29 protein-coding genes are annotated in these 26,748 nt (G+C 33.5%); 12 read left to right on the top strand and 17 right to left on the bottom strand.

Going from position 1 to position 26,748, the window contains the following annotated elements; translation table 11 throughout:
- Positions 1-36: 36 nt before the first annotated feature.
- Positions 37-786, bottom strand: coding sequence for a 4-hydroxy-tetrahydrodipicolinate reductase (locus K8B81_RS08035; RefSeq protein WP_223680678.1), 750 nt, complete (start codon positions 784-786; stop codon positions 37-39).
- Positions 787-1,033: 247 nt separating this feature from the next.
- On the opposite strand from K8B81_RS08035, the gene K8B81_RS08030 reads away from it, so the two are divergent.
- The 7 genes from K8B81_RS08030 to K8B81_RS08000 all read left to right on the top strand — a co-directional run bounded on the left by K8B81_RS08030 (position 1,034) and on the right by K8B81_RS08000 (position 6,203).
- Positions 1,034-1,984 (top strand): isopenicillin N synthase family dioxygenase, encoded by a 951-nt coding sequence (locus K8B81_RS08030; RefSeq protein WP_223680676.1) that lies wholly within the window; start codon positions 1,034-1,036, stop codon positions 1,982-1,984.
- 113 nt (positions 1,985-2,097) lie between these two features.
- Complete coding sequence (locus K8B81_RS08025; protein WP_223680674.1) at positions 2,098-2,430, top strand: translation initiation factor; 333 nt, start codon at positions 2,098-2,100, stop codon at positions 2,428-2,430.
- A gap of 78 nt (positions 2,431-2,508) precedes the next feature.
- A complete protein-coding gene (locus K8B81_RS08020) occupies positions 2,509-3,378 on the top strand; it encodes a nucleoside phosphorylase (protein ID WP_223680672.1) in 870 nt (289 codons plus the stop codon).
- A gap of 49 nt (positions 3,379-3,427) precedes the next feature.
- Positions 3,428-3,808 carry a VOC family protein gene (locus K8B81_RS08015; RefSeq protein ID WP_223680670.1) on the top strand — a complete coding sequence of 127 codons (381 nt, stop codon included), beginning with the start codon at positions 3,428-3,430 and terminating at the stop codon, positions 3,806-3,808.
- Between the two features lie 10 nt (positions 3,809-3,818).
- On the top strand, positions 3,819-4,295 hold the full coding sequence (locus K8B81_RS08010) for a DUF4265 domain-containing protein (protein ID WP_223680668.1): 477 nt from the start codon (positions 3,819-3,821) through the stop codon (positions 4,293-4,295).
- Between the two features lie 103 nt (positions 4,296-4,398).
- Positions 4,399-5,250, top strand: coding sequence for a substrate-binding domain-containing protein (locus K8B81_RS08005; protein WP_223680666.1), 852 nt, complete (start codon positions 4,399-4,401; stop codon positions 5,248-5,250).
- Between the two features lie 20 nt (positions 5,251-5,270).
- Positions 5,271-6,203 carry a transglutaminase gene (locus K8B81_RS08000; protein WP_223680664.1) on the top strand — a complete coding sequence of 311 codons (933 nt, stop codon included), beginning with the start codon at positions 5,271-5,273 and terminating at the stop codon, positions 6,201-6,203.
- Between the two features lie 71 nt (positions 6,204-6,274).
- Here the strand turns inward: K8B81_RS08000 and hisIE are convergent, their stop codons facing one another.
- From hisIE to K8B81_RS07940, 12 genes are all read right to left on the bottom strand, one after another.
- Positions 6,275-6,871, bottom strand: coding sequence for a bifunctional phosphoribosyl-AMP cyclohydrolase/phosphoribosyl-ATP diphosphatase HisIE (gene hisIE / locus K8B81_RS07995; RefSeq protein ID WP_223680662.1), 597 nt, complete (start codon positions 6,869-6,871; stop codon positions 6,275-6,277).
- Positions 6,872-6,906: 35 nt separating this feature from the next.
- Positions 6,907-7,662: an imidazole glycerol phosphate synthase subunit HisF gene (hisF, locus tag K8B81_RS07990; RefSeq protein ID WP_223680660.1), complete on the bottom strand. Its 756-nt coding sequence runs from the start codon at positions 7,660-7,662 to the stop codon at positions 6,907-6,909.
- Positions 7,663-7,748: 86 nt separating this feature from the next.
- Positions 7,749-8,471, bottom strand: coding sequence for a 1-(5-phosphoribosyl)-5-[(5-phosphoribosylamino)methylideneamino]imidazole-4-carboxamide isomerase (hisA, locus tag K8B81_RS07985; protein ID WP_223680658.1), 723 nt, complete (start codon positions 8,469-8,471; stop codon positions 7,749-7,751).
- A 120-nt stretch (positions 8,472-8,591) separates the two neighbouring features.
- A complete protein-coding gene (gene hisH / locus K8B81_RS07980) occupies positions 8,592-9,185 on the bottom strand; it encodes an imidazole glycerol phosphate synthase subunit HisH (RefSeq protein ID WP_223680656.1) in 594 nt (197 codons plus the stop codon).
- 84 nt (positions 9,186-9,269) lie between these two features.
- Positions 9,270-9,620, bottom strand: coding sequence for a nuclear transport factor 2 family protein (locus K8B81_RS07975; protein WP_025572734.1), 351 nt, complete (start codon positions 9,618-9,620; stop codon positions 9,270-9,272).
- 81 nt (positions 9,621-9,701) lie between these two features.
- Entirely contained in the window at positions 9,702-10,838 is a 1,137-nt protein-coding gene (gene hisB, locus K8B81_RS07970; protein ID WP_223680654.1) for a bifunctional histidinol-phosphatase/imidazoleglycerol-phosphate dehydratase HisB, read from the bottom strand.
- Between the two features lie 21 nt (positions 10,839-10,859).
- Positions 10,860-11,282 carry a DUF2846 domain-containing protein gene (locus tag K8B81_RS07965; protein WP_223680652.1) on the bottom strand — a complete coding sequence of 141 codons (423 nt, stop codon included), beginning with the start codon at positions 11,280-11,282 and terminating at the stop codon, positions 10,860-10,862.
- A gap of 21 nt (positions 11,283-11,303) precedes the next feature.
- Entirely contained in the window at positions 11,304-12,353 is a 1,050-nt protein-coding gene (hisC, locus tag K8B81_RS07960) for a histidinol-phosphate transaminase (protein ID WP_223680650.1), read from the bottom strand.
- Between the two features lie 77 nt (positions 12,354-12,430).
- Entirely contained in the window at positions 12,431-13,729 is a 1,299-nt protein-coding gene (hisD, locus tag K8B81_RS07955; RefSeq protein ID WP_223680648.1) for a histidinol dehydrogenase, read from the bottom strand.
- A 104-nt stretch (positions 13,730-13,833) separates the two neighbouring features.
- Positions 13,834-14,691 carry an ATP phosphoribosyltransferase gene (gene hisG / locus K8B81_RS07950; protein WP_223680646.1) on the bottom strand — a complete coding sequence of 286 codons (858 nt, stop codon included), beginning with the start codon at positions 14,689-14,691 and terminating at the stop codon, positions 13,834-13,836.
- 310 nt (positions 14,692-15,001) lie between these two features.
- Entirely contained in the window at positions 15,002-16,399 is a 1,398-nt protein-coding gene (locus tag K8B81_RS07945) for a sensor histidine kinase (protein WP_223680645.1), read from the bottom strand.
- A gap of 3 nt (positions 16,400-16,402) precedes the next feature.
- The gene (locus K8B81_RS07940; protein ID WP_223680643.1) at positions 16,403-17,065 is read right to left on the bottom strand and encodes a response regulator transcription factor; all 663 of its coding nucleotides are present in this window, start codon (positions 17,063-17,065) and stop codon (positions 16,403-16,405) included.
- Between the two features lie 209 nt (positions 17,066-17,274).
- Here K8B81_RS07940 and K8B81_RS07935 point away from each other — a divergent pair, with 209 nt between their 5' ends.
- From K8B81_RS07935 to K8B81_RS07925, 3 genes are all read left to right on the top strand, one after another.
- The gene (locus K8B81_RS07935) at positions 17,275-19,365 is read left to right on the top strand and encodes an LTA synthase family protein (protein ID WP_223680641.1); all 2,091 of its coding nucleotides are present in this window, start codon (positions 17,275-17,277) and stop codon (positions 19,363-19,365) included.
- Between the two features lie 200 nt (positions 19,366-19,565).
- Positions 19,566-20,198, top strand: coding sequence for an MCP four helix bundle domain-containing protein (locus K8B81_RS07930; RefSeq protein ID WP_025571215.1), 633 nt, complete (start codon positions 19,566-19,568; stop codon positions 20,196-20,198).
- A gap of 398 nt (positions 20,199-20,596) precedes the next feature.
- Complete coding sequence (locus tag K8B81_RS07925) at positions 20,597-21,499, top strand: right-handed parallel beta-helix repeat-containing protein (RefSeq protein WP_223680639.1); 903 nt, start codon at positions 20,597-20,599, stop codon at positions 21,497-21,499.
- 72 nt (positions 21,500-21,571) lie between these two features.
- On the opposite strand, the gene K8B81_RS07920 is transcribed toward K8B81_RS07925, so the two are convergent.
- A complete protein-coding gene (locus K8B81_RS07920) occupies positions 21,572-22,573 on the bottom strand; it encodes a zinc dependent phospholipase C family protein (protein ID WP_223680637.1) in 1,002 nt (333 codons plus the stop codon).
- Positions 22,574-22,755: 182 nt separating this feature from the next.
- Between K8B81_RS07920 and K8B81_RS07915 the strand changes: the two genes are divergently transcribed.
- Complete coding sequence (locus K8B81_RS07915) at positions 22,756-23,715, top strand: hypothetical protein (protein WP_223680635.1); 960 nt, start codon at positions 22,756-22,758, stop codon at positions 23,713-23,715.
- Positions 23,716-23,897: 182 nt separating this feature from the next.
- On the opposite strand, the gene K8B81_RS07910 is transcribed toward K8B81_RS07915, so the two are convergent.
- The 3 genes from K8B81_RS07910 to K8B81_RS07900 form a co-directional block, all read right to left on the bottom strand.
- Positions 23,898-24,863 carry a YeiH family protein gene (locus K8B81_RS07910; RefSeq protein WP_223680633.1) on the bottom strand — a complete coding sequence of 322 codons (966 nt, stop codon included), beginning with the start codon at positions 24,861-24,863 and terminating at the stop codon, positions 23,898-23,900.
- Between the two features lie 75 nt (positions 24,864-24,938).
- Positions 24,939-25,835 carry a LysR family transcriptional regulator gene (locus K8B81_RS07905; RefSeq protein WP_223680631.1) on the bottom strand — a complete coding sequence of 299 codons (897 nt, stop codon included), beginning with the start codon at positions 25,833-25,835 and terminating at the stop codon, positions 24,939-24,941.
- Positions 25,836-25,849: 14 nt separating this feature from the next.
- Positions 25,850-26,338 (bottom strand): DUF4209 domain-containing protein, encoded by a 489-nt coding sequence (locus K8B81_RS07900; RefSeq protein ID WP_223680629.1) that lies wholly within the window; start codon positions 26,336-26,338, stop codon positions 25,850-25,852.
- A gap of 228 nt (positions 26,339-26,566) precedes the next feature.
- Between K8B81_RS07900 and K8B81_RS07895 the strand changes: the two genes are divergently transcribed.
- On the top strand, positions 26,567-26,748 hold a 182-nt coding region (locus K8B81_RS07895), incomplete at its 3' end, for a transposase (RefSeq protein WP_223680628.1).

Here is a 26,748-nt window from a genome sequence, read left to right as displayed (position 1 = left end):
TACAATTATAATAAGTAATTTTTAGCATAAAATTATTTAAACAACAAAATAAGGAGATAAAATATCTTCAAAGTTATATAGTCCTTCTTCCTTATCTTTTAAATTTTCAGCAACAAATATAACCCCGCTTCCAAAAGCTTCACGGGAAATGCTTTCATGAATCAGCCTGACTGTCTGGAAAGGAAATCCAAAAACAACTTCATGTTTCCCTACAATGCCGCCGGCTCTGACCGAATTTATATCATTTTCTTCCAAATCAAGTGTTTCTGCAATTTTAAGGGCAGTACCTGAAATGCCGTCTTTACCCTTAAAATGTTCTTCAATAATTTCAATATCAACCCAGGGTGCAATTTTCTTCAGAAATTTAGAAGCAAATAACAAATAATTTACCCCAAGCGTGATATTAGGGCTCCAAAATACGGTTGTGAGTTTTGATAGTGACTTTAAAAAATCTTTTTCTTGTTTAGAATAATGAGAAATTGCAGATATAATTTTTACCTTTCTTATACTGGCTTCTTCTCCGTAACTATAAATTCCCATAGCTGAAGAAAAATCAATTATCATATCCACAGGTTCCTTATCCAGTAGTTCTGATATCGAAGTACTTTCAATTGAATATATTTTCCCTGTTTCTTCAGAATCAATTCCAAGATATTCCGCTGTAGTTCGATTCTCTAAAATATGGCTTCTTTTTAACACCCATTTAAGTGAAAATTTTTTGTTTTGCAATAAAACTGAAGCTACCGCTTTCCCGGTTTTACCAAATCCGATTAGTCCTATTTTCATAATGTCATTTTTTTATAAAAATAGAATTTTCTATTTTAAAACCCGTGTTTTTCAGAAGTATTAACATGTTTTTAAAGCAAAACAAGTTCAAAATTAAAGTTTAATCAAAATTATCCTCTCGATCTTTATGTTAAATTATTGCAGGAAAAATCTAATTTTATAGTATTTTTTAAAATTCAAATCTAAAATATTCTCTACCTTTGTTATGAAGGCCAAGACCTTCTTTCTTAAAATAAAAATGTAAAGTATGCAAAACATTCCTAGTGTAGACTTACGTGATTTCCTTTCGGGCGACCCGGAACGTAAACAAAAATTTGTAAATGAAATCGGCAGTGCATTTGAAAACATTGGCTTCGTTGCCTTAAAAGGTCATTTTCTTGATGACCAGCTGGTGAACGAACTTTATGGTGAAATTCGAAAATTTTTCGCCTTGCCATTAGAAACCAAACACAACTATGAAATTCCCGGAATAGGCGGACAAAGAGGTTATGTTTCATTTGGAAAAGAACATGCTAAAGGACGAAAAGAGGGAGATTTAAAAGAATTCTGGCATTTTGGCCAGTATGTTGACAAGGATTCGAAATGGGCTTCTGAATATCCTGATAACGTTGAGGTTAAAGAATTACCACGTTTTAACGAAGTTGGAAAAGAAGCGTATCAAATGCTTGAAAAAACAGGCGTTTATGTTTTAAGAGCCTTAGCATTGCATCTTGGTCTGGATGAGTTTTATTTTGATGAATATGCCAAAGAAGGAAACTCTATTTTAAGACCAATTCATTACCCTCCGATTACTTCAGAGCCTGAAAACGCAATTCGTGCAGCTGCTCATGGAGACATTAATTTAATCACTTTACTGATGGGTGCCCAGGGTAAAGGACTTCAGGTTCAAAATCATGATGGCGAATGGATTGATGCTATTGCCCAAGATGATGAATTAGTAATTAATGTGGGAGATATGTTATCCAGACATACTAATAACAAACTAAAATCGACTATACATCAGGTTGTAAATCCGCCAAGGGAATTATGGGGAACTTCACGTTATTCTATTCCGTTTTTCATGCATCCTGTAAGCGATATGCGTCTGGATTGTTTAGAAAACTGTATTGATGCTGAAAATCCTAAGAAATATGAAGATATTACGGCTGGAGATTATCTATACGAACGCTTAGTAGATTTAGGTTTAATAAAAAAATAAACTTATTAAATTCCAAATTTTATAAAATTCCAAATTCCAAAATTATTAAATTGGGATTTGGAATTTGATTTTTTAAATTTAAGCATTGGAATTTATTTTTTAAAACAAAACTTATGGACTTTAAAGATCAGTTGAAAAATTTATTTCCGGATCATATCGAATCCAATGAACCAGAAGAGGTTCAGGAACAAGAACATGTGCTTTATGTACAAAAGGAGCCTATGATCTGCAAATTCGAAAAACGAAAAGGAAAAGCAACAACCATCATCGAAGGTTACGAAGGATCTGATGAAGATTTTAAAATTCTGGCCAAAGAAATCAAGACAAAACTGAGCGTTGGCGGAACTTTTAAAGATGATTCTATTATCATTCAGGGAGATTACCGTGATAAAATTATGGCAATTTTAAAAGAAAAAGGCTTTAAAACAAAACGTGTAGGTGGATAAAAAATAGTTATTTGTTTAAAGTTTCATGTTCTCAACTTAAGCTGAAACCTGAAATAAAATCTTAGCAACTTAAAAAAAATGATACAGGCATCAGAATTAATACTCAACCCGGATGGAAGTGTTTATCACTTAAACCTTCGACCTGAGCACATCGCCCACGATATAATTTTTGTGGGAGATCAGAACAGGGTTGAAAAAATTACCCAGTTTTTTGATTCGATTGAATATTCAACTCAAAAAAGAGAATTTAAAACCCAAACGGGAGTTTACAAAGGCAAAAGAATAACAGTAATGTCAACCGGAATTGGACCCGATAATATTGACATTGTACTAAATGAATTGGATGCTTTGGTTAATATTGATTTGGAAACCCGTGTGCCAAAAAAAGAACTGACCTCTCTAAATATAATCCGAATTGGAACTTCGGGTTCATTACATGCAGATATACCTGTTGACAGCTTTGTAATGTCTAAATTTGGATTAGGACTGGATAATATGCTTCGCTCCTATCTAATTGATAATGTTTCCCATAATGCCATTGAAGATGCTTTTATCCTGCATACCAACTGGGATATCAGAAAAGGAAGACCGTATGCAATTGCCTGCTCAGAAACATTAGAAAAAATCATTGAAAGCGACAGGATTTTCAAAGGAATTACAGCTACAGCCGGAGGTTTTTATGGACCGCAGGGACGTGTTTTGCGTTTAAATATTCAGGATGAGGAATTAAACAACAAAATGGATCATTTTGATTTTAATGATAACCGAATCACAAACCTGGAAATGGAAACTGCTGCTATTTACGGACTTTCAGCATTACTGGGACACAATGCTTTGTCATTAAATGCGATTATTGCGAATCGTGCTTCGGGAACTTTTAGTCAGGATCCTTATAAGGCAGTTGATGAGCTGATTGCCTATACTTTAGACAAATTAGCAGTAAAATAATTAGTCAATCTGAAAATTAGATAATTTATTATTTAAAAATTACAAAACTATGATGCTAAGAGTCGCAAGGCATACAAATAATTTAGAGTCTATTGAACATTTTTATGTCAATATTTTAGGGCTTGAAAGACTTGGCGGCTTTCAAAACCATAATAATTATAATGGCCTTTTTATTGGAAAACCTGATTTAGACTGGTATTTTGAGTTCACACAATCTAATACCAAAACTGATCATAAGTTTGATGAAGATGATATCATTGTACTTTATCCTAAAACAATTTTGAAATATAATACCTTAATAAAAAAGGTGGTAAATAACAATATTTCAATCATACCGGCTATAAATCCATATTGGAATGAAAATGGCAAAATGTTTCTGGATCCCGACGGATATCGTATTGTAATATCTCCTTTAAAAGCCTTAAATTAATATCTAAATAATGGAAGTAGAAACGCACAAAAAAATAGTATTCAGATATTACAGTGATTTACTTGAAGATACAGTGGTTGAAACTATGTGGGCTGAAATTATTGATTTGGAAAAAGGAATTTTCAAACTAGATAATATTCCCTTTTTCGGACCTTTAATTGCAACAGGCGATATTTTCTTCGCTGAATATGATGAAGATCAAGATGCGCTTGTTTACAGAAAAACTATAGAAAGTTTTGGAAATTCAATTCTCCAGGTTGTAATTTTAGAAAAAGGATTCGATAAAGAAATAATCCGTGAAGAACTAAAATCAGTTCATTGTGTTTCAGAAGGTTTAAATGAAACCTTATTTGCAGTTGAAGTCCCAAAAGATGTAGATTATACAATTGTAAACAACCTTTTGAGCCAATACGAATTACAGGAGATTATAGAATTTGCAGAACCATGCCTTTCTGAAAAACACAGGACAGATTTATTGAAAAACTAAAGAATGTGTCAATTTGATAATGAGATAATTTTTAGAATATAAGAATTAAAACAATCTAAATAGTAAAAACATACCAAAACAACTTAACTAAAACTTTAATTTAATGAAAACAGTAAAAATTGTGGGTGTCCCTGAACACTTCAATTTACCATGGCGGCTATGTATTGAAAATGGCGAATTTGAAGCTGAAAATATAGATTTGCAATGGAAAAATATTCCTGAAGGTACTGGTAAAATGTGTCAGATGCTGCGTGATGGCGATACCGATATTGCTGTTATTTTAACAGAGGGCATTATAAAGGATGTTGCAGCCGGAAATCCCAGTAAAATTGTTCAGATTTATGTGCAGTCTCCTTTAATTTGGGGCATTCATGTTGCAGCTAACTCTGATTTTCATACTATAAAAGATCTTAAAAATAAAAAAGTAGCTATTTCACGTTTAGGTTCCGGATCTCAATTAATGGCCTATGTTAATGCAAATGAACAGGGCTGGGAAACTGATAATTTAGAATTTGAAATCGTCAACACCATAGACGGTGCTGTAGAAGCTCTTACTAATGAAACTGCAGATTATTTCATGTGGGAGCGTTTCATGACCAAACCTCTCGTTGATAAAGGTATTTTCAGACGCTTAGGTGATTGCCCTACTCCATGGCCTTCTTTTGTAATTGCTGCCCGTGATGAATTTTTGAAAAAAAATCCTAAAGTAATGGAGAAAATACTGGAAATCATTAATAATGCTACACGGGATTTTACCCAGATTCCGGATATTGACAAAACACTGGAAGATATTTTTGACCAAAGACTGGAAGATATCCAGGAATGGCTTAAACTGACACAATGGTCTCAGAAAAATTTAACCGAAAAAGCATTTATAAAAATTCAAAATCAATTATTTGATCTGGGAATTATTGATAAAAAAAGTACTTTTGTTGAAACCGTAAAAGCGATGTAAAAACACTGCTTTTTAATGCTATGATAAAATTTCCAAAAATTGACTTTCCGCAATTAAAATCCAAATTACAGGTAAAATCTCCCTGGGATAGGATTATTATTATGCTATTGAGTCTTTTGATTACCATACCGGTTTTTATCATATTGCACCAAAACCTGATTGACTTAAAATGGTCTTTTAATTTAGACCGTGTTTTGATTTTTTTAGTTGTCTTTGCAGCAATTTATTTCCTGCTGATGTTATTACGAACCATCATCTTAATTTGTATTGCCTTATACTTATTAGTGTTATTTTATGGGACAGTTATAGGAAATTATGGCTTTACCGAAATATCCGAAGATTATAATTCGATGATTTATACCATGTCTGACAATCCTTTTCCTCAGGATATCATTGTGGCAAAATTACTTCCGTTTCCTAATAAAACCAAAATTGTAAATGCCATAGAATATCAGAATCCTAAGGTTCGAAATTTTGCCATTATGGCAACTACAAAGCATTTTAAAGGCATAAAAGGGTATTCAGATTACAGAACCATCATTCAGTGTTTTGCCGTTTTTAAAGAAATCAATCACCGATGGAATTATGTTAATGATCCAAAAGAAGGCGATTACATTGCTACCGCTACTGAATCTTTAGAATATTTTTCCGGAGACTGCGATGATCATTCAATTTTGATGGCAGCTGCAATTCGTTCGATTGGCGGAACACCGAGATTAATTCATACCAAAGGACACATTTATCCCGAAATTCTGATTGGATCTTTAATTGATCTGGAAAAAGTCAATTATCTGATTAAGAATGTCCTTTTTATGAAAGAAAGTAAAGGAAAGATAATTCATTACCACATAGATGAACGCGGTCAGGTATGGATGAATCTTGATTATACCGCCAAATATCCTGGTGGCCCTTTTATGTATGAAGAAATTTTAGGGGCATTAACACTTAATTAGAAAACAAAATACCTGTCATAAACTTTAAAGCCCTGACAGGTATTTTTGTATAATATTAAAATTTTATTGAACTACTTCTGACGTTTCTTTAAAACATTAACCACATCATTTAACTGATATCCTTTTGCCTGCAATAAAATCAGATAATGAAAAAGCAAATCGGCACTTTCGCTTAGGAATAAGTCATCATTGTTATCTTTGGCTTCGATAACCACTTCTACTGCTTCTTCACCTACTTTTTGAGCTATTTTATTGATTCCTTTTTCAAATAAAGAAGCCACATAACTTTTTTCCGAATCTGCATTTTCCCTGCGGGTTTTGATTGTATTTTCTAATTGAGAAATAAAACCATAATTTTCCTTATTCTCTTCCTGCCAGCAGGTATCAGCTCCCGTGTGACAAGTTGGCCCCACTGGTTTTGCCTGAATCAAAAGTGTATCACCATCGCAGTCATTTTTGATACTTACCAGATTTAAAAAGTTACCGCTTTCCTCACCTTTTGTCCAAAGCCTTTGTTTGGAACGGCTGAAAAAAGTCACTTTTTGGGTTTCTATTGTTTTTTGAAGCGATTCTTCATTCATGTAGCCCATCATTAGGACATTTTTCGTTTCTGAATCCTGAATAATCGCCGGAATCAATCCGTGGGAACTTTTGATATCTATTTCCATATTAGTCTAAAGTTGTAAAGCCGAAAGTCTTAAAGTTAAATTCGGACTTCTATATTGTTATTTTTTAACTCTTGTTTCAAAGCTTTTATTTCAATTTCTTTAAAGTGAAAAACGCTCGCTGCCAAAGCCGCATCTGCTTTTCCTTCTTTAAATGAATCAACAAAATGCTGCATATTTCCGGCACCTCCCGAAGCAATAATCGGAATATTAATTAATTCTGACAATTTAGCCAAAGCTTCGTTTGCAAAACCATTTTTGGTTCCGTCATTATCCATTGAGGTGAATAATATTTCCCCTGCCCCTCGTTCTGCAACCTCTACAGCCCAATCAAATAAATTCAATTCTGTTGGTACTTTCCCTCCTACCAAATGTACAATCCATTGTCCGTCAATTTGTTTAGCATCAATTGCAACTACAACGCATTGGCTTCCAAATTTTTGAGCCAGATCGTTGATCAATTGTGGATTTTTTACTGCCGATGAATTGATCGAAACTTTATCAGCACCATTATTCAAAAGGATTTCAACATCTTGAACAGACGAAATTCCGCCGCCAACAGTAAACGGAATATTGATTTTCTCCGCCACACTTCGTACCATATTCACAAGCGTTTTACGTCTTTCTTCTGTAGCTGAAATATCCAGAAAAACCAATTCATCCGCACCTTCAGCCGAATAAATTTCAGCCAGTTCAACCGGATCACCCGCATCACGCAAATCTACAAAATTTACGCCTTTTACGGTTCTTCCGTTTTTTATATCCAAACAGGGTATGATTCTTTTTGCTAACATCTCTTTTAATGTGTCAATTAGAAAATTTGATAATTAGATAATTATTTACTGCATTTCAAAAATTATCTAATTTTCTAATTCTCTCATTATCTAATTATGTAGTTTTCCAATTGTTTCAACGAAATCCTTCCTTCATAAATCGCTTTTCCGATTATCGTTCCTTCACAACCTATTTCGGCTAATTTTGGCAATTCATCAAAAGTTGAAATTCCACCCGAAGCGATTAATTTTATGCCTTTGGCTTCAGCTAAAATCTTTGCATATAAATCAAAACTTGGTCCTTCAAGCATGCCGTCTTTTGCGATATCAGTACAAATTACATATTGAATTCCTTTTACCTGATAATCCTGAATAAACGGAACTAAATCTTCATCTGAATTTTCCAGCCATCCTGAAACGGCTACTTTTTCATCTTTTGCATCGGCTCCTAAAATGATTTTAGCCGAACCGTATTCTGAAATCCATTTCTGGAAAATTTCCCTGTTTTTTACGGCAATACTTCCACCTGTAATTTGATTGGCACCGCTTTCAAAAGCAATTTTTAAATCGGAGTCTGCTTTTAGTCCGCCTCCAAAATCAATTTTTAAACTGGTTTGTGTCGCAATTTGTTCCAGAATTTTATAATTGACAATTTTGCTCGATTTCGCCCCATCAAGATCTACTAAATGCAGGTATTCAATTCCGTGTGCTTCAAATGATTTGGCTACTTCAAGCGGATTTTCATTGTAAATTATTTTGGTATCATAATCACCTTTGGACAAACGAACGCATTTTCCGTCAATGATATCTATAGCTGGTATTATTCTCATTTTTGTAATTTTAGATTTTAGAATTCAGATTTCTAAAATTGATATGTATTTATTTTTGATATTGAAATTGCTATTGAATTGGAATTTAGACTCGAGCGATAGCGAACAGGCGAAGCAATTTTAAATATTAGGATTTAACTTCAAAAAGTTCCCCAATATTTTCTCCCCCACATCACCACTTTTTTCAGGGTGAAACTGAGTTCCGTAAAAATTATTTTTGTGTAAAGCCGATGCGTATTCGACATCATAATTTGTTGTGGCAATAGCTTCAGCACAATTTGGTGCGTAGAAACTATGTACCAGATACATAAATTCATTTTCTGCAATATCCTTAAACAAATCCGATTTTAAATTATAGATTTGATTCCAACCCATCTGTGGCACTTTTACTTTTGAAGTAAATTTAACCACATCCACATCAAAAATTCCCAAACCTTTTGTGTTTCCTTCTTCCGTTGAATTGCACATTAATTGCATCCCAAGACAGATTCCGAAAACAGGCTGTTTCAATGTTGGAATCAAACTATCCAAACCGCTTTCTTTCAGTTTTTTCATAGCGTAACTCGCTTCACCAACACCCGGAAAAATCACCTTATCTGCCGACTGAATTTCTTCAGCATTATTGCTTAAAACTGCTTTAAAACCGAGCCTTTCAATAGCAAACATGATGCTCTGAATATTTCCTGCTCCGTAATTTATGATAACTATTTTCATTTAATTTCGTTTGAAAGTTTCAGGTTTCAGGTTTCAGGTTAACAACGAACTTGAAACTTTAAACTTGAAACAATTTTAACTCTTTTACAAATCAGTATAATGAGCAATCATTTTATTTACCAACCCGTTTTCATCAAAAAACATCACTTCAACTGCCATTTTATTCATAACCGATTTATAATAAAGTGCCACCGAATGAATACCGGATGTAACTTCTATTAATTCAAAATGCAAATCAGGAATTTTAGTTAACGCTTTTTCCCAGTATTTCCTCACTTCTTCTTTTCCCTGGATTGAGCCACTTTCTATTCCTGCAGCCAGTTTTAACATTGGCGTTGTAATCTGAATATCATCCGCATAATGCTTCATGATATCATCTAAATCATGCGAATTCCAGGATTCAATCCATTCTTTGGCAAACTTTTTCGGTTCCATTTCTTTTTTGTTTGAATTTGTTTCAGGTTTCACGTTTCAAGTTACACAACAGAACATGAAACCTGAAACTTGAAACATTTTTTACAGCATTCCTTTTGTACTCGGCAGAATCATTTTCTCTGTATCTCTTTTCACAGCCACTTTTATGGCTTTCGCGAAAGCTTTAAAAATCGCTTCAATTTTATGATGCTCGTTATCGCCTTCTGCTTTGATGTTGATATTGGCTTTTGCACCATCAGAAAACGATTTAAAGAAATGGAAAAACATTTCTGTTGGCATTTTACCTACCATTTCTCGTTTGAATTCGGTTTCCCAAATCAGCCAGTTTCTTCCTCCAAAATCAATGGCAACCTGCGCTAAACAATCGTCCATTGGCAAACAGAAACCATAACGCTCTATACCTAATTTATTTCCGAGTGCTTTTGCGAAAACTTCTCCCAAAGCGATAGCCGTATCTTCAATAGTATGATGTTCATCAACTTCTAAATCGCCTTTTACCAGGATTTCTAAATCCATCTGACCATGACGTGAAATCTGGTCTAACATATGATCAAAGAACGCAATTCCGGTATCGATTTTACTTTTTCCGGTTCCGTCCAGATTCAGATTGATAAAAATATCCGTTTCATGCGTTTTACGGGTGATTGAAGCAGAACGCGCCTCTAATTTCAAAAACTCATAAATCGTTTTCCAGTCCGTAGTCTGCAAAATAATCGTTTCATCTAACTCTTCACGTTTTGATGAAATTTCAGTACTTCCGGCACCATCAGTCAGGTTCATGAAAATGGCTTTTGCACCCAGATTTTTGGCCAGCTCAACATCCGTTAAACGATCTCCTAAAACAAAAGAATTAGCCAGATCATAGTTTGGATTGTCAATATATTTCGTCAACATTCCGGTTCTTGGCTTACGTGTTGGCGCATTATCTTCAGGGAATGAACGGTCAACAAAAATATCATCAAACAAAACACCTTCGTTTTCAAACGCTCTCAGAATAAAATTCTGCGTTGGCCAAAACGTATCTTCCGGAAAACTGTCCGTTCCTAATCCGTCCTGATTGGTTACCATCGCCAGTTCGTAATCCAGTTCATTGGCAATTTTAGCCAGATATTGAAACGCTTTCGGATAAAACTCTAATTTATCTAAACTATCTAATTGATATCCTTCAGGTTCTAAAACAATCGTTCCATCACGATCGATAAAAAGTACTTTTTTCATTGTTTTTTACTAATAAACTTATTATTGGCAATCTGTATCTTCAGACATATTAATCATCTTCTGCTTAGCCGTATTTTCTGTTACTTCTTCACAATAAACATTATTAATCCACATACCAGTTTCAAAAACAATCTGAACATAAGTTATTTTACCTTGCTCAACTAAAACTTCAAATTTTTCAGCACCTTCTTTTGATTTTTTTCCACCAAATTGTACTGAACATGAATGTTTTCCTACAGGAACTTCATGAATTGAATACTTCTTATTATTCAATTTGCAAACAAATTTTTCATCAATAAATGTTTTAAATGCTTGCGCAGATCCGGCAAAACCTGTTGAACGTAAGAAATAAATCTTACCCGTTTCTATATTTTCCTTCTCTTGAGCATTTGTAAAAGAAACAAAGCTTAATGCAATCGAAAGCGTCAACAATACTTTATACATTTTCATCATCTTTTATATATTTTATTTCAATTCCTTCAATTCTTTAATCAAAACAGCATTTTCTTCAGGAATTCCAATCGTGAAACGAAGGCAGTTTTCGCATAAAGGTTGTGTTGTTCTATTGCGGATTACAATTCCTTTCTCAATCAGCTGATTGTATCGTTTATTGGCATCGTCAACTTTTACTAATACAAAATTAGCTTCTGTTGGATAAACTTTTTCAACAAAAGCAACGTCTGCCAAAACTTTCAGCAACTCTTCTCTTTGTTCGATAATAGCAGCAATCTCCTGTTTTATTTTTTCTCCATCCTTTAAACGGGCAATCGCTCTTTGCTGCGTCAGTTCGTTTACATTATACGGAGGCTTGATTTTATTTAAAATTGAAATCACATCTTCTGAAGCATAACAAACTCCCAAACGGATTCCGGCCAAACCGTACGCCTTTGAAAGTGTTTGCGTAATCACCAGATTTGGATATTCATCGATTTCAATCAGCCAGCTTTCTTTATCCGAGAAATCAATGTAGGCTTCATCAATTACGACTAACCCTTTGAAATTTTGAAGCAACTTCACCACACTTTCATCTGAAAAAGAGTTTCCGGTTGGATTATTTGGCGAACATAAAAAGATAATTTTGGTATTGTCATCAACCGCTTCTAAAATTTTCTCAACCTGTGGCTGAAAATCTGTTGACAACAAAACTTCCCTGTTTTCAATTGCATTAATATTTGCGAGAACACTGTACATTCCGTAAGTTGGCGGCAATGATATAATATTGTCTGTTTTTGGTTCGCAAAAAGCCCTGAAAAGCAGATCCAAAACCTCATCGCTTCCGTTTCCTAATAAAACCTGGCTTTGTTTTACATTATTATTTTTAGCTAAAATCGCTTTAACCGAATTCTGTTGTGGATCCGGATAACGGTTCACGCCATTCTGAAACGGATTTTCATTGGCATCTAGAAAAATCATTTCGGCTGTATCAAAATCTTCAAATTCATCACGTGCAGACGAATATGGTTTTAATATTTTTACGTTTTCACGTGTGATTGTGTTTATATCGAAGGTACTCATTGTTTTATTTTTTTTCCTGCAAGGTTTTCAAAACCTTGTAGGTATGTTTTTTATCAGAAATCCATAATTAATTCAACCTACCAGGTTTTGGAAACCTCGCAGGATTGCAGACGTAAAGTCACAGCATTTTTATGTGCCTGCAACCCTTCTGCTTCCGCCATAATTTCAATTGCTGGCCCAATATTCTGAATTCCTTTCTCTGAAATTTTCTGAAACGTCATGGATTTCATAAAACTATCTAGATTTACACCGCTGTAATTTTTGGCGTAACCATTTGTCGGCAAAGTATGATTAGTTCCTGAAGCGTAATCGCCTGCACTTTCCGGAGTATAATTTCCAATAAAAACAGAACCCGCATTTACAACACCATTACAGTAAAAATCATCGTATTCTGAACAGATAATAAAGTGCTCCGGTCCGTATTCATTTATAAGTTCTAAAGCAATTTTATCGTTTTCAACAAAAATCAATTTAGAATTGGCAATAGCTTTTTTAGCAATTTCTTTTCTTGGAAGGGCCTCTAGCTGAATTTCTATTTCTTTTTCAACAGCGTCAATCAGTTTTTTAGATGTTGAAACCAAAATTACCTGACTGTCTGCCCCATGTTCTGCCTGAGACAATAAATCCGAAGCTACAAATGCCGGGACAGCTGTATCATCTGCCATCACCAATAATTCTGAAGGCCCGGCCGGCATATCAATTGCTACACCAAATTGTGTTGCCAATTGCTTCGCTACCGTTACAAACTGGTTTCCTGGACCAAAAATTTTATATACTTTCGGAATTGACTGGGTTCCAAATGTCATTCCCGCAATAGCCTGGATTCCGCCTACTTTTAATATTTTGGTCACGCCGCATAAATTGGCAGCATACAAGATCGCTGGATTTATTTTTCCGTTTTTATCCGGAGGCGAGCACAAAACAATTTCTTTTGAACCTGCAATTTCAGCAGGAACAGCCAACATTAAAACCGTTGAAAACAAAGGAGCAGTTCCGCCCGGAATATACAAACCAATTTTTTGGATAGGTCTTTTTTCCTGCCAACAGTTAACGCCATCAATCGTTTCAATTGAGATTCTTTCTGTTTTTTGTGCGGAGTGAAATTTATAAATATTATTTTTAGCCAACTGGATTGCTTCTTTCAGTTCGGCTGAAACTAAAGTAATTGCTTCCTGAATTTCTTCCGAAGTAACTTCATAATTCTCTAAAGCAATTCCGTCGAAAATAGATGTGTATTTTGCAACCGCTTCATCTCCTTTTTTCTGTACTTCTTTAAATATTTCTTTAACCGTAACTTCAATATCATCGATTGTTTTCGTAGGTCTTTTTAATATTTGGGACCACGTATCCGGTTTTGGGTTATTTATTTTATTCATTGTTGTATTTTTTTAACCGCAAAGAGCGCAAATTTTTGTTCTATTCTTTATCAATAAAAACGCAAAGTTTGGAATTTGGAATTTAAAAATTGGAATTTCTTTTACTAGAGTACCATTTTCTCAATTGGGCAAACCAGAATCCCTTCTGCTCCGGCTTCTTTCAACTGATCGATTACGTCCCAAAAAGTATCTTTATCAATTACAGAGTGAACGCTACTCCAGCCTTCCTGTGCTAAAGGCAAAACGGTAAGGCTTCTTAAAACGGGTAAAATTTTGCCAATTTCATCAATCTTGTCATTTGGCACGTTCATCAAAATATATTTTGAATTTCTGGCTCTTAAAACAGACTGGATTCTGAATTTCAACGTATTGATGTGTTTTTGAATTTCAGGGGAAACTTTTGGAGAAACCGCTAAAACCGCTTCACTTTTCAAAATTACCTCAACTTCTTTCAAATTATTTTTAAACAAAGTACTTCCGCTTGAAACAATATCAACAATGGCGTCGGCAAGACCAATATTCGGTGCAATTTCTACCGATCCGGAAATCTGATGAATATCAACGGTTAATCCGAATGAACCAAAATATTCATTAACTGTATTTGGATATGAAGTTGCAATACGCAAACCAGCCAAATCCTGAACCGAATTGTATTCAAAAGTTTTTGGAACTGCTACAGAAACTTTACACTTAGAAAATCCTAATTTCTGAACTACTTCGATACCTTTTCCTTTTTCTACCAAAAGATTATCGCCTACAATTGCTAAATCTACTACTCCGTCAATTAAATATTGAGGGATATCAGAATTTCTTAAATATAAAACTTCAAGAGGAAAATTTGAAGCTTCTGCTTTTAACTGATCGATTCCGTTGTTGATTGAAATACCGCAGTCTTTTAGGATCTGAATGCTATCTTCGTTTAAACGACCTGATTTCTGAATTGCAATTTTTAAAGTACTCATTTTTCTTTTTTGTTTAATTAATAGTTTGAGTACAAAGAATAGGGAATAAAAAACCCGTTTGATGTACTCAAACGGGTTTTAAAATATGATGATTTACATCCATACATTAACACATCGCCTGAGAGCAATTATGAAAATGATGATGATGTAATTGGTTACTAAACATTTTTATGTTGTTTTTTATTCTTTGATTCGGTTGCAAATATAAAGGTTAATTTCATAAAAAAGCAATTTTTATTTTAACTTAACAGCAGTTTATTGTTAAAAAAAGATTCTTAACCATTTGCTGCCTATTCACGAACGTTGTTTTTTATAGCCTAATTTCCTCTTCATTAAATTCTAAAACTACTGTTGTACCTTCATTAATCCTGCTTTCTATCTGAAATTTAATATCAAGCAGTTCTGTAAAACGTTTAACGATAGACAATCCTAATCCTGTTCCTTTAATTTCTGGATGTACTGACGAATTCGACCTGAAAAAAGGATTAAAGATAGCCTCCAAATCTGTTTTCTTAATTCCGATTCCGTTGTCTGAAATCCTGCAGATAATTTTATTGTTTTCTTTAAAAAGTGAAACAGAAACTTGACCGCCATTATTTGTATACTTAAGGGCATTAGAAATAATATTCCTAAAAATAGTTACCACAAGGTAATTATCTGAATTGATGTAAAATTCTCCTTCGGCATCAAATTTCATATGGATTGCTTTGCTGCTGATTTTCTCTGAATTTAAAGTAATTACATCTAAAACAACAGCGTTCAGATAAACAGATTCAGATAAAATATTATGTCTTTGATTCTCAAAACGCGCCAGCATAAGAAGCTGATCCACCAATATATTGAGATTATCTACTTCGTTGATACAGTAATGTATTTTTTCTTCGTATTCATTGTTATTACGTGGTTTTCTGATCAGCACTTCCAGAGTACCCTTGATAACAGTTAAAGGTGTTCTCAATTCGTGCGATGCATCTGATGCAAATTGCTTTTCACGCTCTACGGCATCCTCAATACGATTCAGCAAATTATTGATTGTTTCAGAAAGCGTATATAATTCATCACGTTTTTTAGGCAAGGGAATTCGGGTTTTAAGATTATCCCTTGTAATCATACCTGAAATATCTGTAATGGCATTAATAGGCCTGATGCTCCTTCCGGCAAAAAAGCGCGCAATTAAAAACAATAGTATTAAAATGAAAGGAAAAGCAATTAACAAAGTCTCAAAAAGGTTATTTAAAACTTTGGTCGAATCTGTAAGCGGCATCGCAATAATCAGATAACCAATTTTTTTTGATTTTATATCAAGCGGAACCTGAATCTGTCTGACAGTACTTTTTAATAAGGTTGCATCAAAGGTTTTATAAAATCCTACATTATCATGAAATACAAGAATTTCATTTTTTAAATTTGGTGATTTTTCGATCACTTTTTTATGCAGATCCAAAAACTGGACAAAAACCGGATTTACATCCACTGAGTTATGCTCGCGCTCCTCCCATTCCTCTGCGTCCATCAGGAAAACCATATCGTTTTCTATTTTGATCTCTTTTAAATGATTCTCAATTTCGATCTTTAAATTCTCATCAAGATGCTTATAAACCGTAAATTTTACTGTGAAATAAATAGCTGCAAAAACTACCAGAATCAACAATCCTGTTGTAATGATATAATTTAAGGCGATTCTGTTTTTAAAGGAAAGCTGTGTCATTACTTAGTCATTAGCAATATAACCTACACCACGGATTGTTTTTATATAGTCTTCTTCAATTTTTAAATTCAGTTTTTTTCTGATAGCATTCATGAAAACATCTATAACCCCGGTATCATATTCAAAATTAATATTCCAGACATCTTTTAAAATCTGGTTCCGGGTGCATACTTTTCCTTTGTTTTCAATCAGGTAACGAAGTAATTCAAATTCCCTTTGGGTAAGCGCAATTTCCTCATCACTTTTTAAAACAAGGTATTTTGATACATCAACTTTAATATTTCCTAACAATAGTATTTCCGAACCTTTTTTATGCCTTAAATGAACTTTGATCCTTTCAGTCAGCTCTTCAAAACTAAATGGCTTTTTGATGTAATCGTTTGCTCCGGCCCTCAACCCCTCGATGGTTTCTTTTACAGTATCTTTGGCCGTTAAAAAAATAATTGGGGTTGTCTGATTTTTAATCCTAATAGCTTTACAAAGATCTATACCACTAATCTTTGGCAGCATCCAGTCCAGTAAAATCAAATCAAATTGCTGGCTTTGTGTTAGTTCAAAACCTATTAAACCATCACTGGCTGTAGTTATCTCATATCCTTCTTCCTCCAGGCCCTGTTTCAAAAACTGAACAATACCCATCTCATCCTCAACTATTAAAATATACATTTTTTTATTTTATTAGGATTTTATTTATAAATTTATAATCACCTGTTATCAAAGATAAAAATTTTGTATGGTGTAAATGCTCAAAATTATGACAATAAAAAATATGCAATTTATCTTAAGCAAATATTAAGTTCATCCTAAGCAAGGTAAAGTTGTTTCTTAATTCCGAATTAATCAACCAGATTTAATTTTGTAAAAAAAATAAGCCTATGACTTTCTACAAGAAACTTTCACCGTTTTATAATCTTGGTGTATTTTATTTTACCATCAGTTTTGTGTTGCGCATTGTACTAATGTTACATCCAATAACTCAAAGTTCTTTTAACTTTTTAGAAATCATTAAAATCTTCAGTCTTGGCTTATTGAATGATTTGTTTGTCTTTATGGTTCTAAGTGCTTTTTTATGGCTGTATTTACTATTTATTTCTGATTCCAAATACAACAAGCCTGCAGGTTATATAATTATGGGTTTACTAATTCTCTTATTCTTGTATATTGCATCCGGAAAAAGCATTTTTGATGAATATGGCGGTGCTTTGCCTAAAATTGTTACCATTTTTGTGGGAATTAAAACTTTATTGTTTGCCGTATTTTTGTTTATGCCAAAACTGAAAAAGAAAATCAGATTCTGGTTATTTGCTTTTGTTATTTTTCTATATGTTTTATTGATCCTGCAAAATGGAATAAGTGAATATTTTTTCTGGAACGAATTTGGAGTTAAATACAATTTCATAGCTGTAAACTACCTCATTTACACCAATGAAGTTATTGGGAATATTATGCAATCGTATCCTGTCATTCCAATATTTAGTGCTTTATTTTTGGCTACGGCAATCATTACTTATTTTATTATAAAAAAATCAAGGATCTATATTGATGAAATTCCTGATTTTAAAACTAAACTTAAGATTTCAGCGGTTTATATTGCATTATTTTTAGTTTCCTTAATTGCAATTCCAGCTTTAGCCAAAACAGAAAACTCAAAAAATGTATTTGTTAACGAACTGCAATCTAATGGCGTGTATAAATTTTTTCTTGCCTTTCAAAATAATAAACTGGACTATTTTGAATTTTACAAAACGCTGCCACACAGAAAAGCATATGCAATTCTACAACAGCAAATCAAAAGTGTTTCAGGGCAAAATACTAATCGTAATATAGAAAGCGATTATCCTGAGAACCATAAAAATGTAGTCCTGATTACAATAGAAAGTTATAGTGCTGATTTCCTTAAATCCTATGGAAATACTAATAATATAACACCTTTTTTAGATAGTCTGAAGCAAAAGAGTTTAGAGTTTACCAATTTATATGCAACAGGAAACCGCACAGTTCGCGGCCTCGAAGCTGTAACTTTATGCTTACCGCCTTCTCCCGGTGAAAGCATAGTAAAACGTGAAGACAATAAAAACAAATTCTCAACCGGAAATATTTTTAAACAAAAAGGATATAATGTAAAATTCATGTATGGAGGAGATGCCTTTTTTGACAATATGAGAGATTTTTATTCTGGTAACGGATATGAAATCGTTGACAAATCAAACTTTACAGATGAGGAAATTACGTTTTCGAATGTTTGGGGAGTGTGTGATGAAGACATGTACAATAAAGCCATAAAAATTATGAATGCGGAGGCGAAAGAAGGAAAACCATTCTTTAATCATATTATGACTGTCAGCAACCACAGGCCGTTTACCTATCCTAATAATAAAATTGATATTTCCGGAGATGCTAAATCCAGGGATGGTGGCGTAAAATATACGGATTATGCTTTAAGGAAATTCTTTGATATGGCAGGTAAACAACCCTGGTTTAAAAATACTGTTTTTGTAATTGTGGCCGATCATTGTGCTTCAAGCGCTGGAAAAACAGAACTGCCGTTAGATAAATACCGAATTCCGGCTTTTATTTACAGTCCGTCTGTCAAAGCTGAAAAATACAATCAGCTCATGTCTCAAATTGATTTAATGCCAACGCTTTTCGGACTGCTGCATTTTGATTACGAAAGCAAGTTTTACGGACAGGATGTTTTTAAACCAGATTACAAACCAAGAGCTTTTATCGCAACATATCAGGATTTAGGAATGATAAAGGATAATGTACTGACCATTTTGTCACCAAAACAGCAGGTAAAACAATATCAGTTATCTTTAATTCCTCAGGAAGGTATTTTGCCCGAATATCAGATTCATTATGAAGAAAAAGCTTTGAAAACTGAAAGAACCGATTTAGTAAATGAAACTATTTCGTTTTATCAGACCGCTGCAGATTTACTGAAAAGAAAAGCATATCAAAAATGATAAGACTTTTGGTATTATGAAACCTGAAGCCCTAGCCGTGATGGAAGCGGCATCCTTTGCTGCCGGGGTTCGGCAGTAAAGATATAGCGGACAGCGCGAAAATGCTCCTTAAAAACATTCTGCTTAACATTTTAAATCATTCAATTCTAAAACGTTAGATTTATGTATCTTTGATAAGAAGCCAATTATAAATCTACAGGATGAAAGACATTTTAAAAAAATACAGCAACAAAACAAAAGCCGCTTTTATTTTACTGATTGTTATGCTGATCATCCTGCTTAGCAACTTTAATACGCTTCGAAATTCTAAAAATGTCAACGAAAACATTAACACGATTTATAATGACAGGCTGGTTGTGGCTTATTATATTTTTCAGTATGCAAATGAACTTCATTATATAAAAGCAGAAGCTCAGAAAGAGAACCTGAATGATGTCACCAAAAATGAAGAAATTAAAAATGCTTTGAAAATAATACACGCCATTGATGATTTGTATTTTAAAACAGTACTGACACCAAAGGAAAGGATACATTTTGACAGTTTTCTGGCTTCCTGCTCAGCGATTAATAAAGATGTACAGAATAAAAACTGGAAACATATTGTCCCGTTATGTGACAAGGCTTTGAAAACACTGGATCAGCTTTCTGAAATTCAGGTAAAGGAAGGAAAAGCAAAATTGGCAAGCGCTAATGCGATGCATAGCGGAAACAATAGTCTTGGACAGCTGGAGATAGGTTTACTGATTGTTCTGGGCGGCATTACTTTCTATTTACTTATTATAAAAAAGCATAAAAGAAATATTAAAATTCCTGGATCGCCGAGCCTTAATTAGCTAGTTCTATTTTACACCTTATTTTATAAGATTTAAATTTTAAACCGGCTATTCAATATCTTAAGATATTCTGTTTTACAATTCAAACATTATTTACTACTCTTAATACATCCCATCACAAAATGGCAATGGAATGATGTGCTTATATCTTTCTAAACTTAAACCTCAAAAGAATTTTGCTCAAGATTCAAAAAAAATCAAAACATTGAACTAATTCAACTTTTTTTACAAAAAATTTTATTATTCACAATTAAATTTAATATTTTTTAAATATAATGTAATTTTATATTGAATTTTTATTTAAGTTTACAAAACAAACTTTAATTGACAATAAATGATTTAACGTATCTGGAAAAATCCAGTTTTATAACCTCATTTTAACCAAACCAATTTATTTTATGAAAACAAATTTTAAGTTACTGATCATGTGTTCTATCATTCTTTTCGCTTCTTGTGATACAAATGACACTCCTGTAAAAGAAAACGAAGCGGCGACAGATTCTCAGGAAACTGTAACACAAACCAAATCCCTGACAGCAAAAAACAGTACAGTTACAAATGAAAGTGCATTACGATCTGCTGTAGCTGCTGCGGTTGCGGGAGACGTTATTACAATTAGCGGAACAATAAACCTCACAAAGACTTTAGAACTAGCTAAAAGCGGTACTTCAAGTTCAAAAATCAGTATTACAGGTGGTACCCTAAATTGTTCCGGGCTACCTTCTGGCAGCTGGGGTGTGAAAGTGAATGGCAGCTATTGGAACATTACCAATATGACAATTAAAAACGCCCCGGACTGCGGCCTGGTTTTTCAAATTGGCGGATATAATTATGCTTATAATGTTTCTACATTATCAAACGGCGATTCAGGCTTGCAAATTTACAATGGCGGACATGATAACTATATTCTTTCCTGTAAATCAAACGATAATTACGATGCTGCAAATGCCGGAGAAAATGCAGATGGCTTTGCCTGCAAATTATCTGCAGGAAAAAATAATGTGTTTGAAAAATGTACTGCAAACCACAACTCTGATGATGGATGGGATTTATATGGTCAACCTTATACTGTTACAATAAAAAACTGTACAGCCAGTAACAATGGCTTTGGAAGCAATGGAGACGGAAATGGCTTTAAATTAGGAAGCGCAGGACAAAACGTAGCGCATACAGTAACAAATAATACGGCAACAAATAATTTAGCCTGGGGCTATGATGGTAACGGAAATACTGGACATATTACAATTACCGGCAGTGGAGGATCAGGAAACAAAAAAGGATTATTTACAAGACTGTATTAATATATTCAGTAAATAGTAAAAACAAAAGGCAGCTCTATAAAAGCTGCCTTTATTGTTCTTTATACAAGATTATTAATCGTTTTGATTCTGCATTCCGAAAAGTTGTCCTTTATGGAATAATTTTAAATCTTCTTTTAACGCTTTACTGTTGCGTTTTGTAAGTTCTTTTGAATCTAAGTCGCTTAAGTCCGGTTTTCCTGCATTTACCCAGGCCGTGTACCAAAAACTTGCTGTTGCTGTAATGGCTTTTTTCATCTGGTTTTCTACCATTCCGTTTAATTCTGTGTGCAGTTTGGCAGCATATTCGTCCGAGAACTTAGCCGAATTGTATTTGCTCTTTACAATTTTCCCTTCAGCATCTACAACAAAAACCTGATTTTCGGGAGTTGAAGTTCTTAGTTTTTTGTCAACTGCCAGCAATGGCTGCACCAGACTATGTGTATCTCTGATCATGTCCCAGGTTGCTTTGTGAACATCTTCGTAATATTTGGCTTCGGGCACATTTAATTTGTAATTTTTCACGAACAGTTCAGGCAGTCTGCTCTCCCAAAGTGAATGGATTCCTTTTTGATCACTTAATTGTCCGTCATGGTTGGCAGAAGTATGTAAAGGCATGTGTGCATCTCCAATGTAATGGCCTAAATCGGCTGCCAGGAATAAGATTTCGGCCCTGTTTTTTTCTTTGAATGCTTTTGTCAATTTAGTCATCATGTCTTCGATATACCAAGGTAAAATTCCGTTATCATTCAGGAATTTAGCATCGTATTTTTTATTGGCTTCTTCTAAAGTTTTAGGCAAACTATCTACAGAAATTTTGAAATTTTCCAAATCAATATAATGTCTTGAGTTTTCATCTTTGTACTTTAAAGCATATTTACGAATATCCGGCACAGAAGCCTCCTGTGTAATAAAATCGATATGATTGTAAAAAAAGACTTGTAGTTGCTGAGGTAATGCCATAACTGCAGCTTTATTGATGCGTTCATGACCTACAATCCCCCATGATAAGGTCAAAAATCCAATTATAACTGCAAAAAAAGCAATTAGTCTTGGTTTCATTTTAAAGTTTTTCATTTGAAGTTTATTTGAACTGCAAATTTATTTCATTTAAAGATAATTCAAAAGAATACTAATTAATATTGTGTTAATTTAATTATATTCAGTTTTAGATAAAATTCAGCACCAAGTATGCATAAAATTTATGTTTTAAAGATTTTCAAAAAGTTTGTACTACTTTTACCTTAAAATTGAAATATATGCGCCTTATTTATTCCGGATTTCTATTCTTAGTATTCACTTTTATTTGTACTGCACAAGATGATGTTGTTCAATTAAAAAACATTAGTGATACGATTCTAAATCCTAAAAGAACATTAAAAATAACCGGAACTTTAGATGGAATAAAAACAATGCAGCAATTATTTCCAGGAAAGCTATATAAGAAATCTTCTTACAACACTTTTATAAGCTGGAAATGCAGTACTTGTAAACCTACAGCCTACACCGATGTTAATGGTGTTGAAGAAGACCCGTTATTTCCTTACAGAGAAGGTGTTGCAACACGACTGGACACTACTATTAATTATACAGACTCTAAAGGAAATCAATTCAAAATGCTGGTTTTTAATCATTCCGTTTATGATGCCGATGGATCACAGACAGGACGTTTTAGCGGAGGACTTTTAGGATTAGCTAAATTTGCAAAAAATGGGAATCTTTGGGAGATGAAGTCGTATCAACCTGCAATTGCTGCATTTGGTGCTTTCTCACACATTCCTGCTTTAAAACTGGTTGAAATTGGAGAAAATCAATATGCATTTTCGCTCATACATTCCAATGGCGGCGCTGGCGGACCTTACAATGCCTATTTGTACCTTATTGTTGGCTTTAATGGAAAATACCAGACATTGATGGAAGTTGGAGATTACAGACTTTCAAACAATGCTGATGGGAGTACCGAATGGTCCAGCACATACAAAGTTGTCAATGATGGCAAGAAAAAGTTTTTTAGGGATTTTGCCATTACAACAACGGGATTCTATAAAAAAGCGAAAGGAACTGAGGATGATTTTGAAGTAGAGATGCCAAAGGAATTGAGCGAAATGGTTAAGACTAAAAAACAGTTTAATTTTACTATTGAAAAACGCCTTTCTTTTGACGGTAAATGGTACAAGATTGTTGGTAAACCTGTTGTGAAATTTTCTAATGTTAGATAAATTTAGTGAATGTTGCCTTAAAAGTTTAATTTAAACACATAAAAAAGAAATAGATTTTTTTACTTTTGAAAAGGATATGAAAGACAAACACATTTCTCTCAACACATAGCTCTGTGTTTTTTGAATAAGTGAAACGTCTTTTTTATATACTTACAAAAGCTATGTTTTTCTATGTGTTAAAGTTAATTAAGATATAAAATTGACACCAAAGCTAAACCTGCAATAAATATCCAAAGGAAAACTCCCTGTAATAAAGGCCTTACTCCTACTGATTTCAAAGCATTACTATTTAAAGTCGCCCCGATCAAAAATAAAGTTATGGTTAAACCGATTTTGGCAATTCCTGTAATACTTGGAGCAAAAAAAGCTATCTGTGGCACATAAGAATTTAAAAGCATCGCCAAAATAAATAATCCAATAAAATACGGTATATTGATTTTTGAGTTTTTATTTTTAAAAATAATAGCGGTCAGAATTGAAATCGGAATAATCCATAATGCTCTTGCGAGTTTTACGGTTGTCGCAGTCTGCAAAGCTTCGACTCCGTATTTATTGGCCGCACCTACTACAGAACTGGTGTCGTGAATCGCAATAGCACACCATAACCCAAAATCTTTCTGGGATAAATCAAGCTGATGCCCAATAAACGGAAATACAAACAAGGCAACCGAATTCAGAATAAAAATCACACCCAAAGCTATTGAAGTCTGATTTTCATTTGATTTTATTGTTGGCGAAATGGCTGCAATGGCACTTCCGCCGCAGATTGCCGTTCCGCACGAAATTAAATGCGATGTTTTTTTATCGGTTTTAAGCCATTTTCCTAAAAATGTACCGAAAATTAATGTACTGAAAATAGACAAAACAGTCAGTAAAAAACCTTCCTTACCTGCTGAAATCGCTGATGAAGCATTCATTCCGAAACCTAGACCAACTACGGAAAACTGTAATAAAAAAGTAATAGCTCTATGATTGAATGCTATAAACGGATTCCCAAAAACATTTACGATCAGAACGCCTAATAATAAAGCAATGGGCGGTGAAATAATTGAAAACAGGCACAAAATGATCACTGCTCCAAAAATAAGCTGCTGAAGAAAAAGATTAACTTCTACTAAATGGGACGCTGTATGTTGTTGTGTTTTCAAAATAGGATAACTTAATATTTACCCTGCAAAGTTCTGCTCTTTATATGGAATTAGCCAATCGTAAAATACAATCGGCTATAACTTCAGATTATAATGAGATGAAATATTTTGAATAAACAGCTCCGATAAGGGATCGGATTTTCCTAATAATGTAATAATGTAAAAATATCTTTCGATAGATAAACCTTCCACATCTAAAACAATCAATTCGTTATTTTTAAGCTCTTTTCCTACTGCGTGTATTGACATAAAAGCAAAACAATCTGAGTTTAGCAAATATGATTTGATACTTTCAGTATTTCCTAACTGCATTTCGATATGTAAATTGCTTAATTTTACACCGACTTGTTTTAATGCATATTCTATAACTTCAAGTGTTCCTGAACCACGTTCGCGCGTGATGAATTTCATGGATTTTAAATCTTCGAGCGAAATTTCATTTTGTTTTACCAAAGGATTTTGGGTATTGCAAACCAAAACCAGTTCGTCTTTTATAAATGGAACATATTTGATTGATTGGTTTTTAGACTGTCCTTCTACAATTCCGATTTCGATTTCTTTATTGATCAAGGCATTTTCAATCTGTTCCGTGTTTCCGTTCAGTAAGTTGACTTTAATATCCTGTTGTTTTTGGTGGAATCTTGCTAAAACAGGTGAAATAATATATTGCGAAATGGTGGTGCTTGAACCCAATCGCAGTAATCCCTGACGCTCGTTACGAAACGAACTCATATCAAAGTCGATTTCGCGATAAATTTCGAAAATGTTTTTGGTATGTTCTAAAAGGATTTTCCCTGCAGGAGTCAAGGCTATTTTAGAACCGTTACGTTCAAAAAGCTTTGTTTTATAAGTTTCTTCGAGCTCCTGAATGTGCTTGGAAACGGCCGGCTGAGTAATGTACAATTCTGTTGCCGCTTTAGTAAAATTAAGGCGGAGTGCAACGGTGTAGAAAACTTTTAGCCTGAAGTCCATTGTTTTTTTGTTTATTATTCTTCTTTAGGAAATATAAAATAATTATCCGTCTGAATTATCATTTTCAAAGATAACCACCATAAATATTTGCCATAATGTTCAATTAAAAATGGCTCCATTAATCCATGACACAATTCATTTCTAAAATTAGTACTTTTTGAATTTATTAAAAAATCACTTAACTCTTCGAATAAATTTTGACTACAAATATCTTTGAGCATTCCTTCTCCTTTATCTGAATTTAAAAATGCTCCCAAAGTATTATCACTTTGTTTATCTTCAGCATATCTTGTTGTGAACTTATCGTTTTGCTCAAGTACAAACTTAAAACTATTTTCAATTTGAGGAATTAATATATGGGCCGCTAAAATATAATTATTGCAAAAACCAGCATAAATTCCCTCCATAAACATATAGATTCTATTTTCTGGCACAAATCTACTATTAGAATCAAACAACAACTTCATTACAATATCTTTTTCAATAAATTTATCACAGTCCATAATAAATTTCATTTTGTTTATAAAAGATATTATAAATTCTCGAAACATGTTTCTGTCTAAATAATTTAAAAATTCTTCTTCAGAAGAAATTCCAACAACAGCTCCTTTAGAATTAATTTTATTATATTCTTGAAAAAAAATAGATAAGGGAAAACCAGAACTCTTAGAATTATTTTTTTGAGTTAATCATTTAGCTTCTGTATATTTATGCCTTTAAAATCAACTACTATGGAAGTATTTCAAGGACAAAGCATACTAAACTTTATAAAAGAACTGCCGGATGATGAAGCTTGCAAAGCATATTTAGCACAAATAAAATGGAAAGAAGGCTTTATTTGTATGAAATGTGGTCATACAAAAGGATGTCAAAAATCAGGATATAATTATCAATGTTACGGTTGCCAACATGT

It is taken from the genome of Flavobacterium hibisci (genome assembly GCF_020026925.1).
In the GTDB taxonomy this organism is placed as follows: Bacteria; Bacteroidota; Bacteroidia; order Flavobacteriales; family Flavobacteriaceae; genus Flavobacterium; species Flavobacterium hibisci.
This window is presented reverse-complemented; position numbering and strand designations above follow the sequence as displayed.

What these genes read in the sequence shown, in the direction of transcription:
- K8B81_RS07905 (WP_223680631.1), bottom strand. Translation starts at nt 25,835, where the DNA reads ATGGACTTCAGGCTAAAAGTTTTCTACACCGTTGCACTCCGCCTTAAT.
- hisH (WP_223680656.1), bottom strand. Translation starts at nt 9,185, where the DNA reads ATGAAAATAGTTATCATAAATTACGGAGCAGGAAATATTCAGAGCATC.
- K8B81_RS08020 (WP_223680672.1), top strand. Translation starts at nt 2,509, where the DNA reads ATGATACAGGCATCAGAATTAATACTCAACCCGGATGGAAGTGTTTAT.
- K8B81_RS07975 (WP_025572734.1), bottom strand. Translation starts at nt 9,620, where the DNA reads ATGGAACCGAAAAAGTTTGCCAAAGAATGGATTGAATCCTGGAATTCG.
- K8B81_RS07930 (WP_025571215.1), top strand. Translation starts at nt 19,566, where the DNA reads ATGAAAGACATTTTAAAAAAATACAGCAACAAAACAAAAGCCGCTTTT.
- K8B81_RS07900 (WP_223680629.1), bottom strand. Translation starts at nt 26,338, where the DNA reads ATGGACTGTGATAAATTTATTGAAAAAGATATTGTAATGAAGTTGTTG.
- hisF (WP_223680660.1), bottom strand. Translation starts at nt 7,662, where the DNA reads ATGTTAGCAAAAAGAATCATACCCTGTTTGGATATAAAAAACGGAAGA.
- hisD (WP_223680648.1), bottom strand. Translation starts at nt 13,729, where the DNA reads ATGAATAAAATAAATAACCCAAAACCGGATACGTGGTCCCAAATATTA.
- K8B81_RS07940 (WP_223680643.1), bottom strand. Translation starts at nt 17,065, where the DNA reads ATGTATATTTTAATAGTTGAGGATGAGATGGGTATTGTTCAGTTTTTG.
- K8B81_RS07945 (WP_223680645.1), bottom strand. Translation starts at nt 16,399, where the DNA reads ATGACACAGCTTTCCTTTAAAAACAGAATCGCCTTAAATTATATCATT.
- K8B81_RS08005 (WP_223680666.1), top strand. Translation starts at nt 4,399, where the DNA reads ATGAAAACAGTAAAAATTGTGGGTGTCCCTGAACACTTCAATTTACCA.
- K8B81_RS07935 (WP_223680641.1), top strand. Translation starts at nt 17,275, where the DNA reads ATGACTTTCTACAAGAAACTTTCACCGTTTTATAATCTTGGTGTATTT.
- K8B81_RS07920 (WP_223680637.1), bottom strand. Translation starts at nt 22,573, where the DNA reads ATGAAAAACTTTAAAATGAAACCAAGACTAATTGCTTTTTTTGCAGTT.
- K8B81_RS08030 (WP_223680676.1), top strand. Translation starts at nt 1,034, where the DNA reads ATGCAAAACATTCCTAGTGTAGACTTACGTGATTTCCTTTCGGGCGAC.
- K8B81_RS07915 (WP_223680635.1), top strand. Translation starts at nt 22,756, where the DNA reads ATGCGCCTTATTTATTCCGGATTTCTATTCTTAGTATTCACTTTTATT.
- hisG (WP_223680646.1), bottom strand. Translation starts at nt 14,691, where the DNA reads ATGAGTACTTTAAAAATTGCAATTCAGAAATCAGGTCGTTTAAACGAA.
- K8B81_RS07965 (WP_223680652.1), bottom strand. Translation starts at nt 11,282, where the DNA reads ATGTATAAAGTATTGTTGACGCTTTCGATTGCATTAAGCTTTGTTTCT.
- K8B81_RS08000 (WP_223680664.1), top strand. Translation starts at nt 5,271, where the DNA reads ATGATAAAATTTCCAAAAATTGACTTTCCGCAATTAAAATCCAAATTA.
- hisB (WP_223680654.1), bottom strand. Translation starts at nt 10,838, where the DNA reads ATGAAAAAAGTACTTTTTATCGATCGTGATGGAACGATTGTTTTAGAA.
- K8B81_RS07925 (WP_223680639.1), top strand. Translation starts at nt 20,597, where the DNA reads ATGAAAACAAATTTTAAGTTACTGATCATGTGTTCTATCATTCTTTTC.
- K8B81_RS08025 (WP_223680674.1), top strand. Translation starts at nt 2,098, where the DNA reads ATGGACTTTAAAGATCAGTTGAAAAATTTATTTCCGGATCATATCGAA.
- K8B81_RS08015 (WP_223680670.1), top strand. Translation starts at nt 3,428, where the DNA reads ATGATGCTAAGAGTCGCAAGGCATACAAATAATTTAGAGTCTATTGAA.
- hisA (WP_223680658.1), bottom strand. Translation starts at nt 8,471, where the DNA reads ATGAGAATAATACCAGCTATAGATATCATTGACGGAAAATGCGTTCGT.
- K8B81_RS08010 (WP_223680668.1), top strand. Translation starts at nt 3,819, where the DNA reads ATGGAAGTAGAAACGCACAAAAAAATAGTATTCAGATATTACAGTGAT.
- K8B81_RS08035 (WP_223680678.1), bottom strand. Translation starts at nt 786, where the DNA reads ATGAAAATAGGACTAATCGGATTTGGTAAAACCGGGAAAGCGGTAGCT.
- hisC (WP_223680650.1), bottom strand. Translation starts at nt 12,353, where the DNA reads ATGAGTACCTTCGATATAAACACAATCACACGTGAAAACGTAAAAATA.
- hisIE (WP_223680662.1), bottom strand. Translation starts at nt 6,871, where the DNA reads ATGGAAATAGATATCAAAAGTTCCCACGGATTGATTCCGGCGATTATT.